Source organism: Sulfitobacter rhodophyticola, assembly GCF_041281685.2.
In the GTDB taxonomy this organism is placed as follows: domain Bacteria; phylum Pseudomonadota; class Alphaproteobacteria; order Rhodobacterales; family Rhodobacteraceae; genus Sulfitobacter.
Map to the genome: position 1 here is coordinate 2,423,014 of NZ_CP166251.2, position 14,384 is coordinate 2,437,397.

General features: G+C 60.0%; 14 protein-coding genes. 10 read left to right on the forward strand and 4 right to left on the reverse strand.

The features are described 5' to 3' along the window. The first annotated feature begins 2 nt into the window (after positions 1-2). Both AB4X18_RS12850 and AB4X18_RS12855 read left to right on the forward strand, forming a co-directional pair. Positions 3-1,487, forward strand: coding sequence for an aldehyde dehydrogenase (locus tag AB4X18_RS12850; RefSeq protein WP_370400466.1), 1,485 nt, complete (start codon positions 3-5; stop codon positions 1,485-1,487). A gap of 23 nt (positions 1,488-1,510) precedes the next feature. Further along, positions 1,511-2,743 (forward strand): Tm-1-like ATP-binding domain-containing protein, encoded by a 1,233-nt coding sequence (locus AB4X18_RS12855; protein ID WP_432816667.1) that lies wholly within the window; start codon positions 1,511-1,513, stop codon positions 2,741-2,743. Here the strand turns inward: AB4X18_RS12855 and hpaR are convergent. Continuing rightward, positions 2,740-3,177 carry a homoprotocatechuate degradation operon regulator HpaR gene (gene hpaR, locus AB4X18_RS12860; RefSeq protein ID WP_370400467.1) on the reverse strand — a complete coding sequence of 146 codons (438 nt, stop codon included), beginning with the start codon at positions 3,175-3,177 and terminating at the stop codon, positions 2,740-2,742. The genes AB4X18_RS12855 and hpaR overlap by 4 nt on opposite strands. Before the next feature lie 104 nt (positions 3,178-3,281). On the opposite strand from hpaR, the gene AB4X18_RS12865 reads away from it, so the two are divergent. From AB4X18_RS12865 to tdh, 7 genes are all read left to right on the forward strand, one after another. Further along, positions 3,282-3,671, forward strand: a complete 390-nt coding sequence (locus AB4X18_RS12865; RefSeq protein WP_370400468.1) for a 5-carboxymethyl-2-hydroxymuconate Delta-isomerase — start codon at positions 3,282-3,284, stop codon at positions 3,669-3,671. Further along, a complete protein-coding gene (hpaE, locus tag AB4X18_RS12870) occupies positions 3,668-5,179 on the forward strand; it encodes a 5-carboxymethyl-2-hydroxymuconate semialdehyde dehydrogenase (protein ID WP_432816668.1) in 1,512 nt (503 codons plus the stop codon). The genes AB4X18_RS12865 and hpaE overlap by 4 nt, the downstream gene beginning before the upstream one ends. 12 nt (positions 5,180-5,191) lie before the next feature. Further along, entirely contained in the window at positions 5,192-6,175 is a 984-nt protein-coding gene (gene hpaD, locus AB4X18_RS12875) for a 3,4-dihydroxyphenylacetate 2,3-dioxygenase (protein ID WP_370400469.1), read from the forward strand. A 29-nt stretch (positions 6,176-6,204) separates the two neighbouring features. Next, positions 6,205-7,059, forward strand: a complete 855-nt coding sequence (locus AB4X18_RS12880) for a fumarylacetoacetate hydrolase family protein (RefSeq protein ID WP_370400470.1) — start codon at positions 6,205-6,207, stop codon at positions 7,057-7,059. Continuing rightward, a complete protein-coding gene (gene hpaH / locus AB4X18_RS12885; RefSeq protein WP_370400471.1) occupies positions 7,056-7,856 on the forward strand; it encodes a 2-oxo-hept-4-ene-1,7-dioate hydratase in 801 nt (266 codons plus the stop codon). The genes AB4X18_RS12880 and hpaH overlap by 4 nt, the downstream gene beginning before the upstream one ends. Before the next feature lie 148 nt (positions 7,857-8,004). Then, positions 8,005-9,192 carry a glycine C-acetyltransferase gene (locus tag AB4X18_RS12890; protein ID WP_370400472.1) on the forward strand — a complete coding sequence of 396 codons (1,188 nt, stop codon included), beginning with the start codon at positions 8,005-8,007 and terminating at the stop codon, positions 9,190-9,192. Continuing rightward, the gene (tdh, locus tag AB4X18_RS12895; RefSeq protein ID WP_432816669.1) at positions 9,192-10,232 is read left to right on the forward strand and encodes an L-threonine 3-dehydrogenase; all 1,041 of its coding nucleotides are present in this window, start codon (positions 9,192-9,194) and stop codon (positions 10,230-10,232) included. The genes AB4X18_RS12890 and tdh overlap by 1 nt, the downstream gene beginning before the upstream one ends. Here the strand turns inward: tdh and AB4X18_RS12900 are convergent. After that, entirely contained in the window at positions 10,229-11,575 is a 1,347-nt protein-coding gene (locus AB4X18_RS12900; RefSeq protein ID WP_370400473.1) for an ABC1 kinase family protein, read from the reverse strand. The genes tdh and AB4X18_RS12900 overlap by 4 nt on opposite strands. A 149-nt stretch (positions 11,576-11,724) precedes the next feature. Between AB4X18_RS12900 and AB4X18_RS12905 the strand changes: the two genes are divergently transcribed. Beyond that, positions 11,725-13,098, forward strand: coding sequence for an MATE family efflux transporter (locus tag AB4X18_RS12905; protein WP_370400474.1), 1,374 nt, complete (start codon positions 11,725-11,727; stop codon positions 13,096-13,098). Here the strand turns inward: AB4X18_RS12905 and AB4X18_RS12910 are convergent. Together AB4X18_RS12910 and AB4X18_RS12915 are read right to left on the reverse strand one after the other, a co-directional pair. Continuing rightward, positions 13,095-13,412: a Rieske (2Fe-2S) protein gene (locus AB4X18_RS12910; RefSeq protein ID WP_370400475.1), complete on the reverse strand. Its 318-nt coding sequence runs from the start codon at positions 13,410-13,412 to the stop codon at positions 13,095-13,097. The genes AB4X18_RS12905 and AB4X18_RS12910 overlap by 4 nt on opposite strands. 1 nt (position 13,413) lies before the next feature. After that, a complete protein-coding gene (locus AB4X18_RS12915; RefSeq protein ID WP_370400476.1) occupies positions 13,414-14,376 on the reverse strand; it encodes a fatty acid desaturase family protein in 963 nt (320 codons plus the stop codon). Positions 14,377-14,384: the final 8 nt, after the last annotated feature.

Consider the following 14,384-nt stretch of genomic DNA (forward strand, 5'->3'; position numbering starts at 1 on the left):
TCATGAACCAAAGCGACATCGACGCATTGCGCGACCTCCCTGTTCCGCCCCAGCTTCACGTCATCGATGGCAAGACCGTTGCTGCGTCGGATGGCGCATTGATGGACGTGATCTCCCCCGTTGATGGGCAGGTTCTGACCCGGATGGCAAAAGGAACTGCGGCGGACATGCAGACCGCCATCGCTGCCGCCCGTAGCGCGTTCGAGGATGGGCGCTGGGCCGGGCAGCCGCCTGCAGCCCGCAAGAAGGTCTTGCACAGATGGGCCGATCTGATCGAGGCGCGTGCGCTTGAACTGGCGGTTCTGGGCGTGCGCGACAACGGAACGGAAATCAGCATGGCACTGAAGGCGGAGCCGGGCTCCGCTGCCGCGACCATCCGCTACTACGCCGAAGCGCTGGACAAGGTTAACGGGGAGATCGCACCGACCCCGGCAGATGTTCTTGCCATGATCCACCGTGAACCTGTCGGTGTGGTTGGTGCGATCATCCCGTGGAACTTTCCGCTGATGATCGGTGCATGGAAGCTGGGTCCGGCGCTGGCGATGGGCAATTCGGTCGTGCTGAAACCGGCTGAAACGGCCTCCCTTTCGCTGATGCGGATGGTGGAACTGGCGCACGAAGCGGGCCTGCCGCCTGGCGTCCTGAACGCGGTAACGGGTGAGGGTGCTGTCGTGGGCGAGGCGCTGGGTCTGTCGATGGATGTCGATGTGCTGGTGTTCACCGGATCGGGCCGCACCGGTCGACGGTTGCTGGAATATGCCGCGCGGTCGAACCTTAAACGCGTCTATCTTGAACTGGGTGGCAAATCCCCCAACATCATTTTCGCTGATGCCCCTGATCTGGGCGCGGCGGCCAAGGTCGCGGCGGCGGGTATTTTTCGCAACGCGGGACAGGTTTGTGTGGCCGGGTCGCGCCTGTTGGTCGAGGCATCCATCCACGACGCATTCGTGGCCGAAGTCGTCAAAGCCGCGCAAGCCATGCGCGTGGGTGATCCACTGGACCTTGCGACGGCCATCGGGGCGGTGAATTCCGAAGGGCAATTGGAACAGAACCTCGGCTTTGTCGAACAGGCACGCGCAGAAGGCGGGACGCTTGTGTCAGGCGGGGCGCGCGTGATGCAGGAAACAGGCGGCTACTTCATGGAACCTGCGATTTTGACTGATGTCACCCCTGATGCCACCCTGGCCCAGAAAGAAGTGTTCGGTCCCGTCCTTGGCGTTACCCGGTTCGAGACGGAAGCTGAGGCAGTGCAGATCGCAAATGGCACGGCATACGGTCTGGCCGGGGCTGTCTGGACCTCGAACCTGTCGCGGGCGCATCGAATGGTTCGGGCGGTGCGCACCGGGGTGATGCATGTGAACACCTACGGCGGGGCCGATGGCACCGTCCCATTGGGTGGCGTCGGCCAATCGGGCAATGGTCACGACAAATCGCTGCATGCGATTGATAAATACATCAACCTCAAGACGGCTTGGATCAAACTGTAGACTACGCTCAGGGAAGGCGGCAGATGACAGATAAAACCATTCTGGTGGTCGGCACCTACGACACGAAAGACGACGAACTTGATTTTCTGGCCGGGGTAATCCGCGATCAGGGGGGGCAGGTCCTGCGCATGGACGTGTCAGTGTTGGGCGACCCGTCCGAGCCTACTGAATATTCCAAGCACGACGTGGCTGGGGAAGGCGGTAGTTCCATCGAAGCGGCAATTGCATCGGGGGACGAAAATCACGCCATGCAGATCATGGCAAAAGGTGCCGCATTGCTGGCCGCGCGGCTTCATGCGGAAGGACGCTTTGACGGGATAATCGTGCTGGGCGGGACGATGGGAACCGATCTGGCGTTGGATGTCTGTACCGCACTGTCGCTTGGCGTGCCGAAGTACATCGTCTCCACCGTTTCCTTCTCGCCCCTGATCCCGGCGGAGCGGCTGGCCGCCGACACGCAGATGATCCTCTGGGCGGGCGGTCTTTATGGCCTGAATTCGGTTTGCAAGGCATCGCTCAGTCAAGCCGCCGGGGCGGTGCTGGGCGCGGCGCGGGCCGTGATCAAACCGGACCTCACAAAGCCGCTGATCGGCATGACGTCCCTGGGGAAGTCCGCGCTGACATACATGGTTCCCTTGAAGCCCGCGCTCGAAGAACGGGGGTTCGAGGTGGCTGTGTTTCACGCCACCGGCATGGGTGGGCGGGCGTTTGAAAGCCTTGCAGGGCAGGGGGCTTTTGCCTGCGTTTTCGACTTCTGCACGCAAGAGCTGGGCAATCACATCCACGGCTCGAACATTTCTGCCGGGGCGGACCGTCTGACGAATGCGGGCCTGCGGGGCACGCCGCAGATTGTCGCGCCGGGTTGCTATGATCTGGTGGACATCGTCGGATGGCAGCCGCTGCCCGAAAAGTGGTCAAATCACATGCACCACGCCCACAACCGCCTCTTGACCTCCATCGTGCTCAACACGGCAGAGCGGGAAGAGGTCGCCCGGTCCCATGCAACGCAACTGGCCAAAGCGAAAGGCCCGGTCGCGCTTTTGCTCCCCGATCAGGGTTTGGGCGAATGGGACAGGGAAGGCGCAGATTTGCACGACAAGCCCGGTTTGGACGCTTTCTTGGCGGAGATGCGGCGTGTCCTGCCCCCCCAAGTGGCAGCGCATCACATCCATGGTCACATAAACGACGACATCTTTGCGCAGACGGCATTGGAAATCTTCGATGACTGGTGCGCGCGCGGCGTGGTGAAGGCCTAGTCGCGTGATCCCGGATCAAGCTTTGCCAGCAGGTCCAGAAGCGTCTCGTAGTTCTCCGGACCCAGGGCGGCCCGGAAATCCTTTACGATCTGCGCAGATTGCGCGGCATAATCATCAATGATCTTTTGCCCCTCTGGGGTGATCGCAATGAACTGCCTGCGCCGGTCGACGTCATCGCGGGTCTGGGTGATCAACCCTTTTGCGCGCATCTTCGTCGCAATTCGTGTCAGACTGGGAAAAAGCAGGCTGGCGCGGTCTGCTAGGGTGGTCGTATCAAGCGCCCCATATTCCGACAGCACCCGAAGAACCCGCCACTGCTGTTCCGTGATGCCGGTATCGGACAGCATGTCACGGATGGGCGCCATCACCCCTTCTCGGGCGCGGATCAGGGCAATCGGCAGGGATCGCGACGTTGACGGCAGCTTTGTGGACATATCAAACTCTTGCGGGCAGGGGTGGCATTGTGCTGCCAACTCAGGCTTGACAATGCAAGGCGGATTTACTTAACTTAGCAACTATTGTCATATTAAGGAAAGACATGCCTCACTTTCATATCGACTATTCCGCCAACCTCGAACAGGTCATTGATATGGGACAATTGTGTGAGGTGGTCAGGGCGCAGGCAGCACAGATTGACACCTTCCCCTTGGCGGGTATCCGGGTGCGCGCGACCCGCGTTGATCACTATGCCATTGCTGATGGCAACCCGGAACACGGCTTTATTGATCTTTCTGTCCGCCTCCGGGAAGGCCGCGACAAGGAGGTGAAGCAGGATGCGATTACGCGGATCTTCGAGGCGATGAAAGCCTTTGTCGCCCCGACGATGGAAACCCGTTCCATCGCCCTATCGGCAGAGATGCGCGATATCGATGCGGACCTGTCACCGAAGTTCGGCACCATCCGCGCGCATCTGGAGAACACCCCATGACTGCATTGCAGGACAATCTGGCCAAGCTGAACGGTTATCTCGAACGGTTTCGTCAGTCAGGCATTCAGAACAGGATCGCCGGTCAGGATGCTACAGGCGCGGGCGGCACGTTTCAGACGATTTCACCGGTCGACAGAAGCGTGATTTGCGATGTGGCACAGGGCACCGCGGCGGATATTGATGCTGCTGCCAAGGCCGCAGCGAAAGCGTTTTCTGATTGGCGCGACATGCCCGCAACGGACCGCCGGAAGATCCTGATCAGGATCGCCGAAGGGATCGAAGCCCGCGCCGAAGAAATTGCGCTTTGCGAATGTTGGGATACGGGGCAGGCCCTGAGGTTCATGTCAAAGGCGGCCCTTCGGGGTGCGGAAAACTTCCGCTATTTTGCGGATCAGGTTATTCAGGCCCGCGATGGGCAGCACCTGAAATCACCCACATTGATGAACGTGACAACCCGTGTGCCCATCGGGCCCGTGGGGGTCATCACGCCCTGGAACACCCCTTTCATGCTGTCCACCTGGAAGATCGCACCAGCGCTCGCGGCGGGTTGCACGGTCGTGCACAAACCTGCCGAAGCCTCCCCCCTGACCGCCCGCCTGCTTGTCGAGATCGCAGAAGACGCAGGCTTGCCACCCGGCGTGTTGAACACGGTCAACGGGTTCGGAGAGGACGCTGGAAAAGCCTTGTGCGAACATCCCTCGATCACGGCCATCGCCTTTGTCGGTGAAAGCCGCACGGGTAGCCTGATCACCAAACAGGGCGCTGACACCCTCAAACGCAACCATCTTGAACTGGGCGGCAAGAACCCGGTGATCGTGTTCGACGATGCCGATCTGGACCGTGCCTTGGATGCGGTGATTTTCATGATCTATTCCATCAACGGCGAACGCTGTACGTCATCATCCCGGCTGCTGGTTCAGGACACGATCCGCACAGAATTCGAAGCCAAGCTGATCGCGCGGGTCAACAAGATCAAGGTCGGTCATCCGCTGGACCCCGCCACCGAAATCGGCCCGCTTGTCAGTCAGGAACACTTCGACAAGGTGACCAGCTATTTCGACATCGCGCGGCATGACGGGGCGACGGTAGCCGCCGGGGGCGAAACGCTGGGCGATGAAGGGTATTTCGTTCGTCCGACGCTTTTTACAGATGCCAACGTCCAGATGCGGATCGCGCAGGAGGAAATCTTTGGACCCGTGCTGACCTCCATCCCCTTCAAGACCGAGGAAGAGGCACTGCAAATCGCCAATGACACACCCTATGGCCTTACCGGCTATGTCTGGACAAACGACCTGACCCGCGCGCTGCGCTTTACCGACAAGCTCGAAGCGGGGATGATCTGGGTGAATTCGGAAAACGTCCGGCACCTTCCGACCCCCTTCGGCGGCGTCAAGGCCAGCGGGATCGGGCGCGACGGCGGGGACTGGTCGTTTGAATTCTACATGGAGCAAAAGCACATCGGCTTTGCCACCGGTCAACACAACATACCCCGCCTTGGGACTTTGTGAGGAGATCTGAACATGCCTGTCCCGACCCCAAATCTATACCCCGATTTCAACACGATCCGGCTGAGCCACGTTTGCCTGAACGTCAAGGACCTTGCCGCATCGCGGGCCTTCTATGTTGATACCCTCGGTTTGCGGGTCAGCGATGAAAGTGACAGCCACATCTACCTGCGCGCCATGGAAGAACGCGGGCACCACTGCGTGATCCTGCAGAAATCCGACCAGCCGGGCACGGTTGAGGTGATGGGTTTCAAGACTTTCGATGAGGACGATCTGGACCGTGCGGAAGCCTATTTCAGGTCAAAAGGGCATCCGACATCATGGGTGAAACGCGCCTTTCAGGGCCGCACGCTTTTGACCTCCGACAACATCGGCATCCCGCTTGAATTCTATCACAAGATGGACCGGTTGGAGCCGATCCACCAGAAGTACGCACTTTATCACGGGGTCAAACCCCTGCGGATCGATCATTTCAATTGCTTTTCACCGGATGTCGATGCCTCTGTCGCGTTCTACAACGACATCGGGTTCCGGGTGACGGAATACACCGAAGATGAGGACAGCAAGAAGCTTTGGGCTGCCTGGATGCACCGCAAGGGCGGGGTGCATGACATGGCGTTCACCAATGGCACAGGGCCAAGGATGCATCATGTGGCGTTCTGGGTGCCGACACCGCTGAACATCATTGATCTGCTCGATCTGATGGCGACGACCGGGTATGTAAGCCATATCGAACGCGGTCCGGGTCGGCACGGCATTTCAAATGCGTTCTTTCTGTATATCCTCGACCCTGACGGCCACCGGATCGAGATTTATTGCTCCGATTATCAGACCGTGGATCCCGATCTGGAGCCGATGAAATGGGATCTGAAGGACCCGCAGCGGCAAACACTTTGGGGGGCACCTGCACCCAAAAGCTGGTTTGAGCACGGCACAGAATTTGTTGGCACCCCGACACGCGCCGCACAGCTTGCCGCGACGCCGATCATCGCGCCCTGATCAACACCACCTGACCCAAAGGAACATCCATGCGGTTTGCAACTTACACGGCGGAAGGTCAGCAGCACTACGGTGCGGTCACCGAAGCGGGCATGGTCGCGTTGAACCGCGATTGCCCAGAGTGGCCAACCCTGCTGGATGCTGTGCAGGCGGGAGGATTGCAGACGCTGGCAGACCGCGCTGCCGAAAAACCCGTGACCCACAAGACGTTCCGTTTTGAGATGGTCTTGCCCAACGCGCCACGGATCCTGTGTGTCGGCGTGAACTTCCCGGACCGGAACGCGGAATACAAGGACGGCAGCGACCAGCCGAAATACATGTCCCTGTTTCCGCGGTTTGCCAGCGGCTTTACCGGACATGACCAGCCGCTGATCCGACCGCCGGAAAACCACACGCTGGATTATGAGGGGGAAGTTGCCATCGTCATCGGCAAGCCGGGAAGGCGGATCGCACAGGCAGACGCCTATGACCACATCGCGGCGCTGACCCTGTGCAACGAAGGGACCATCCGCGACTGGGTGCGCCATGCCAAGTTCAACGTAACCCAAGGCAAGAACTGGGACTGCTCCGGCGCGATGGGACCGTGGCTGGTGCCCTTCACCGAAGCTGCCCAACTGGATGACGCACGCATCATCACGCGCGTCAACGGTGAGGTGCGTCAAGACGATACCCTGCGGCGCATGACGCATCCGATCCGCCGACAGATCGAATACATTTCAACCTTCATGACCCTGCGCCCCGGCGACATCATCGTGACGGGAACACCAACGGGGGCGGGCGCGCGGTTCGATCCGCCGCGCTATCTTGCGCCCGGTGACGTCGTCGAAGTGGAAGTGAACGGGATCGGCATCTTGCGCAACGGCGTTGAGGATGAAGCGATATGACACCGCAAGACCACGCGGTTGCCGCCGCTGACCTTCTCGAAGCGGAGCGCAGCGGCAACCAGATCGGCCTGCTGACCCTGCGCCACCCCGACATGCGAATGGATGATGCCTATGCGATCCAGAACGCCCTTTATCGTGCGAAACTTGCCGAGGGCCGCAAGGTGATCGGCTGGAAGATCGGGCTGACGTCGAAGGCAATGCAATACGCACTGAACATCGACATTCCGGACAGTGGCATCCTTTTTGATGATATGGCCTTCGCGCATGGCGCAGAAGTGCCGAAGGGGCGTTTCATCCAGCCGCGGATCGAGGCGGAGATCGCCTTCGTTCTCAAAAATCCGCTCGGTGGCGCCGATGTCACGCGCGCCGACGTGGTCGCTGCGACGGACTACGTTGCCCCCTCCATCGAAATACTCGACACGCGGATCATGCGAATGGACCCACAGACCGGAAAGACCCGTACCGTCTTTGACACCATCAGCGATAATGCTGCCAACGCGGGGATTGTTCTGGGTCCTCAGCGGCACGCCGTGGATGCCTTTGATTTGCGCTGGGTCGGTGCCATCACGACCCGTAACGGGGAGGTCGAAGAAACCGGCCTGGGGGCGGGGGTGCTGAATGATCCCATCGAAAGCGTCGTCTGGTTGGCCCGGCGCATGGCGCAATACGGGCAAAGCATTGCACCCGGCCAGATCGTTCTGTCCGGCAGCTTCATCAGACCGGTCGAGTGTCCGCCCGGCACTTCAATCACGGCGGATTTCGGTGCCTTCGGCCGGGTGGATATCGCGTTTGCCTGAGCGCCTTTCATCGCGGCGCTGGAGGTAGAGCGGATCACAAGGACGCCCTGTCCTGTTCCTTGTGCCTTGCAACGGCACGCAAACCGACGTTTACCTGATCCATCCCTTCCGCCCCTGAACCGGGTGCCGAACGACGAGGATCAAGAAGATGTCGCAAGCTTTCGTTTCACACATGGCCGACCAGTTGGATGACCTGCACAAGGCCGGACTGTACAAATCCGAACGGATCATCATCAGCACCCAGTCGGGAACTGTCGCGCTTTCCTCGGGCCAGGAAGTGATCAACATGTGCGCCAACAACTACCTTGGCCTAAGCGATCACCCCGACCTGATCGAAGCGGGCCGTGCCGCCCTTTCGCGCTATGGCTATGGCATGTCATCGGTCCGGTTTATCTGTGGCACGCAGGAAGAGCATATCGCGCTCGAAGCCCGGCTGTCGGACTTTCTGGGGTTTGAGGACACGATCCTCTATTCAAGCTGTTTTGACGCAAACGCAGGGCTGTTCGAGACGCTGCTGGGGCCGGAGGACGCCGTGATCTCGGATGCGCTCAACCATGCCTCGATCATTGACGGTGTGCGCCTGTGCAAGGCACAGCGGTTTCGCTTCGCCAATTCGGATATGGCGGATCTGGAGGCACAGCTTGAAAGTGCTGCGGATTGCCGGTTCAAGCTGATCGCAACAGACGGTGTGTTTTCGATGGACGGGTATATCGCCAAGTTGGATCAGATCTGTGATCTGGCGGACAAACATGGCGCGATGGTGATGGTGGACGACAGCCATGCGGTTGGCTTTGTCGGTGCGACAGGGCGCGGTTCCATCGAACATTGCGGCGTGATGGGGCGGGTCGACATCGTGACCGGCACGCTTGGCAAGGCGTTGGGCGGGGCGTCGGGCGGGTATACCTGCGGCAAAAAGGAAGTGATTGACTGGCTGCGGCAGCGTTCGCGCCCCTATCTTTTTTCCAACACGCTTGCCCCTGTGATTGCGCAGACGTCGATCAAGGTGCTCGATATGCTGGATGCCTCAACGGATCGGCGTGATCGGCTGATGGCGAATGCCGCACATTTCCGCGCCCGAATGTCCGAGGCGGGGTTTGATCTGTTGCCCGGGGAACATCCCATCATTCCGGTCATGCTGCGCGACCCCAAGCGCGCGCAGGACATGGCTGCGCGTCTGGACGCCAAAGGTGTCTATGTGGCCGCCTTCAGCTTCCCGGTTGTGCCGAAGGGGCAGGATCGTATCCGCACACAGATGTCAGCCGCCCACAGCCGCGACGAACTGGACCGTGCCATTGATGCCTTCATCGCCGTAGGCCAAGAGATGGGGATCATCTGATGAGCAACCAGATGAAAGCGCTGGTGAAGGCAAAGCCGGAACCCGGACTGTGGATGCAACAGGTGCCCGTGCCCGAACCGGGACCGGCTGACGTACTGATCAAGGTGCGCAAATCAGCGATTTGCGGCACCGATGTCCATATCTGGAAATGGGATGAATGGTCAGCCAAGACCGTACCTGTGCCGATGGTCGTGGGCCATGAATTCTGTGGCAGGATCGTCGAATGCGGCCCGGCGGCGACAACATACCAGATCGGTCAGCGGGTATCCGGTGAGGGGCATATCGTTTGTGGTACCTGCCGGAACTGTCGCGCCGGGCGTGGCCATCTGTGCCGCAATACGGTCGGTGTCGGGGTCAACCGGCCGGGGTCATTCGCAGAATACATCTGCATCCCCCAAGCCAATGTGGTGCCGATCCCCGACGATATCCCGGATGAGATCGCCGCGATCTTCGATCCTTTCGGAAATGCCGTGCATACGGCCCTCAGCTTTGATCTGGTGGGGGAAGACGTACTTGTCACGGGGGCAGGTCCGATCGGCATCATGGGCGCACTGGTCGCGCAGAAGGTCGGTGCGCGCAAGGTGGTCATCACCGACCTTAGCCCTTATCGCATCGCGCTGGCACAGCGGCTTGGTGTGCAACACGTGGTCAACGCAGCCACCGAAGACCTTAGCGATGTGATGCAGGAGATTGGCATGACCGAAGGCTTCGATGTCGGGCTTGAGATGTCGGGCGCGGCCCCTGCGATGCGCGATATGATCGACAAGATGAACAACGGCGGAAAGATTGCGCTGCTGGGCATCGCGCCCACGGCTTTTGCGGTGGACTGGAACAAGATCATCTTCAAGATGCTCAACGTGAAGGGCATCTATGGCCGCGAGATGTTCGAGACTTGGTACAAGATGATCGCGCTGGTGCAGTCCGGCCTTGATCTGAGCGGGCTGATCACCCATCGGATCGGCATTGATGATTTCCAGTCCGGTTTCGATGCGATGATATCGGGCGACGCAGGCAAGGTCGTCATGGATTGGGGCGACTAGGGGACGTTGTTCGTGTCCGGTTCCACGTAACGGCGCAGCAGTGCCGGCACATCCGCCTGCGCCTTCAGCCGCGAGGCCAGCAGAAAAATCCCACCGAATTTGCGCTGAAGCAACAGCACGTCAATGGGCAGGGGCGGTGGCACAAAGCCGTCTTCGGCCAATGCCATGCCCTGCACCTGAATCTGACGCGACATGTCCGTGGTGTTGAATTGCGCAAGCGGGACTTCCCGCAGGATCCTGAAGGCAAGGCGGATCATGTCGACCACCTGAACGCGGTGACGTTCAACCGTGTCAGGCCCGACGAACCCAATCTCCTCCGCCAACTGACCAAGCGCGTGCACATCATCCGCGAGCCCTGCACGCATCAGCGTTTTATATTGATCGGCGATCACCGGATCAATCTTGCGCGCCGCGCCAAAATCCAAAAGCACGATCTGCCGGGTGTCGGGATTGAAAAGGTAGTTTGCAAAATTGGGGTCGGTCTGCATCTCCCCGAAAACGAACAGCTCCTTCAGGGTCAATTCAATGAGGCGACGGGCGATGTCATTTCGAATTTCCTGCGCCTCTGTGATGGCATTTTCAATTGGGGTTCCAGCGACATGGGTCATCGCCAGAATGTCGGGGGTACTCCAGTCGCTATGCATCTCAGGCACCACGAACGCGGGCTCTCCATCCAGCAGATCCCCGAAACGGGTCAACTGTTCCCCTTCGCGGACATAGTCCGTTTCCTCGTGCAGCTGCTTGCGCGCCTCTTCAAGATAGGGAGCAAGCTCAAAACCTTTTGGCAACAACCCTGACATGCGCATCAGCGCGCCGACATTTGCCACGTCGCTGTCGATGCTGCGGGCCACGCCGGGATACTGCACCTTGATCGCCAGATCGCGCCCGTCTTTCAGCTGCGCCCGATGGACCTGCCCGATGGATGCGGCAGCGATGGGGCGCACATCGAAAGCCTTGAACGCTTTGATCCAGCCCGTCGGCCACTGGGTGTTGAGCACCTGCTTGAGCTGTGCGGGCGGCATGAAATGCGCATCCGCCCGCAGGCGTGCCATGATCTGCGCCAACTCCGGCGGCAGCACGTCACCGGTGTCCATCGACACCAGCTGCCCGATCTTCATCGCGGCGCCGCGCATCTTGGCCAATTGGTCGGCAATCCGCGTGACGTTTTGCGGGGTCAGCAGCAGATCCCGCATGGTCGGCCGCTGTCCCTGCCCAAGTTGAGCGATGCCGTTGATTGCCATCGATCCTGCAACACCTGCCGTCATCGAACTGAGCCGCCCCAGCCGCGCAATCCGGCTGGCAGGCACGGCCAGCGGTTCGGGGTCGTTTGAAATCTTGTCCATGACGGATATCTAGAGGCACTTGGCCCCATGGCAACGGAGCGAGGGCACGAACACAAATGAAAACATGCGTCCCGTCGCGCACAACATGCAGGTGACCTTTGCCCCGCAACCCGGTAACGAGGAACCCAGCCCTATTCGAAAGTCCCCAAATGCGTGACGAAGACCTGACCGAAGGCCCGATTTCCGGGCATTTCCGAACGCTGGCCATCCCTGCCGCAATGGGGATGCTGTTCACCACCCTTTATAACGTGGTGGATGTCTATTTCGCCGGTCAGCTTTCCACCGAAGCGCAGGCGGGTTTGGCGATCGGCTTTCAGGCATTCTTCATCATGATGGCCGTAGGTTTCGGCACCGGATCAGCGATGAGCGCGCTTGTCGGCAACGCGCGCGGCAGGAAAGATGACGCCACGACCCGGCGCACCGCGATGCAAGGCCTTTCCTTCGCAATCGTGGCCACGCTTTTGCTGATGCTGCTTGGCGCGGTTGGAGGGCCATTGCTGATCGTGCTGGTGTCTGAAGCCGGGGGGTACCGCGATGCTGCCACCGGATACTTCTATTGGTTGCTGGCGGCACTGCCGGGTTTCCTGATCGCCTATTCTGCAAACGGTATCCTTCAGGCCCATGGGGACAGCCGGACGATGCAGCGCGCGATGATGGCGGCCTTTTTCGCCAACATCGGACTGAATCCCTTGATGATCTATGGCATTCCGGGGCTGGTTCCCGGCATGGGGTTCGACGGAATCGCGATGGCCACGGTGATCTCCCAGACCGGTGTCATGCTCTTTGTCCTGCGCGCGGTGCTGCGGTTGCGTGTCATCCAGGGGGCCAGGTGGTCCGAACTGAGCCCTGATCTGGGCAGCTACAGGGAAATCTTCCTGCAGATGATCCCGACCGCGTCGGCCTTCGTGGTCATGTTCATCTCCGGCTTCGTGGTGCAATACGCGCTCAAGGGGTTTGGCGAACATGCCATTGCCGCCTACGGCATCGCGCTGCGGATCGAACAGATCCTGCTTTTGCCGGTGTTGGGCATGACCGGCGCGCTGCTGCCTATTGCTGCACAGAATTTCGGGGCCGAACAATTTGACCGGGTGCGCGAGGCGCTGTGGTTCTGCTGGAAGCTGGGCCTTGTCATGACCATCGGCGCGGCCCCCATCCTGTGGTTCGGCGGCGGTGCGGCGATGTCACTTTTTACCGACGATCCGGATGTGATTGCCGTCGGCATCAGCTATCTGCGCGTCGACAGCTTCCTTTTCATTCTCTACATGATGCTCTTTTCCATCAATTCCTTGCTTCAGGCTTTCAAACGCCCGATCTGGACCTTGTGGATTTCGCTGTACCGGCAGGGCTTTGGTGTCGCGTTTTTTGTCTGGTTGCTGATCGGGGTGATCGGCATGGACGTCTGGGGCGTCTGGCTGGGCATTGGTCTGGCCGTCAGCAGCGGCTGGATCATCGCCCTTGTAATCACGACCCGGATTGCCGAGCAGGAAATCGGCGGGCTGCGGGGTGCGGCTGCGGCGGCCTAGAACAGGATCTGTACCATTCCGTCCAGACATCTTGCTTCGATCATGCGCAGCGGGACCCGCGCGGGGGCTGCAACCGCAGCACCGGAGCGTGCATCGAACAGGCCCTGATGCAGCGGGCATTCAATATGCGTGCCGTTGAAATACCCATCGCACAGGTTGGCCGCGCCATGGGTGCAGCGCGCCAGTGAAACGGTGATCCCATTGGTCGTGTCGAACACTGCAAGCTCACGGCCCTGAAACGTCACCGGGGTCGCATCCCCCCGGTACAATTCAGCAACCGGGACAAGATCCTGCCAGCGTTTCTGCCTTGGCACGCTACGCGGCCTCACCCGCATCGCTGCGGGGCCTGCGGCCGGTCAGTTGCCCCAGAATGTCGATGTGCGCGCCAAGATACCCGCGCGGCTCCACCGCGACATGGTTCTTCAGCTTTTCATGCAGGGCGGGCAAGGCGTAGAACGGCACGGAGGCCGCGTAGTGATGCTCTGCGTGGTAGTTCATGTTCCAGGCCAGAAACTGCATGGGTCGGGCGACGTAATTGGTGCGGGTGTTTTCCTTCATGTCGCGCACGCAGGGTTTGCCCACATGTTCCGTCATCCTGATGAAGCGCATCACCGGCTCTCCCAGCACTACGGGCAACCACCAATAGGTGACGGGTGCCCACCATCCCGTCAAGGCGCAGGTGACCAGAATGGCAAGATATCCCGCCAGCATGATCCGTGCCTCCCAGAAGATCGTCTGATGCTCCGGCTTGGGGATGAAACGTTCTTCCTCGGGCGTCAGACGGCCCAGCGTGTGGCGGCCGAGTTCGGTGAACTTGTTGCGCCAATAGGGGATCGAGGACAGATACCAGAAATAACCGCCCATCGTCTTGGGCAGGTCAATCAGTTCCGGGTCATCACCGTGCAACTGTGTGTAGGTATGGTGGTCGCAATGCTCATACCGGAAATGCCTGTTGGGCAGCATGATGATGAACGCACAGATATTTCCCACCACATCATTGATCCAGCGGGTCTTGAACACCGTGTAGTGGCAACATTCATGCTGGAGCGAGAAATGATGCACCAGCACGACCCCATGCAGGAACATCGCAGGCCAGATCCAATGCGTGCCGGAGGCGAGATAGATCAGGGATCCGGTGCACAGCAGCACCAGCACCCACAACGCCAGATGGCGAAACGCGGGACCGTTTGATCGCTGCATGAGCGTCTTCAACTCCACCCGCGTGAGGGTCCCATCGGCAAGCGCCTGGGTGATCGGGGTCAAAACCTGTTCGGACATCGGCGTGT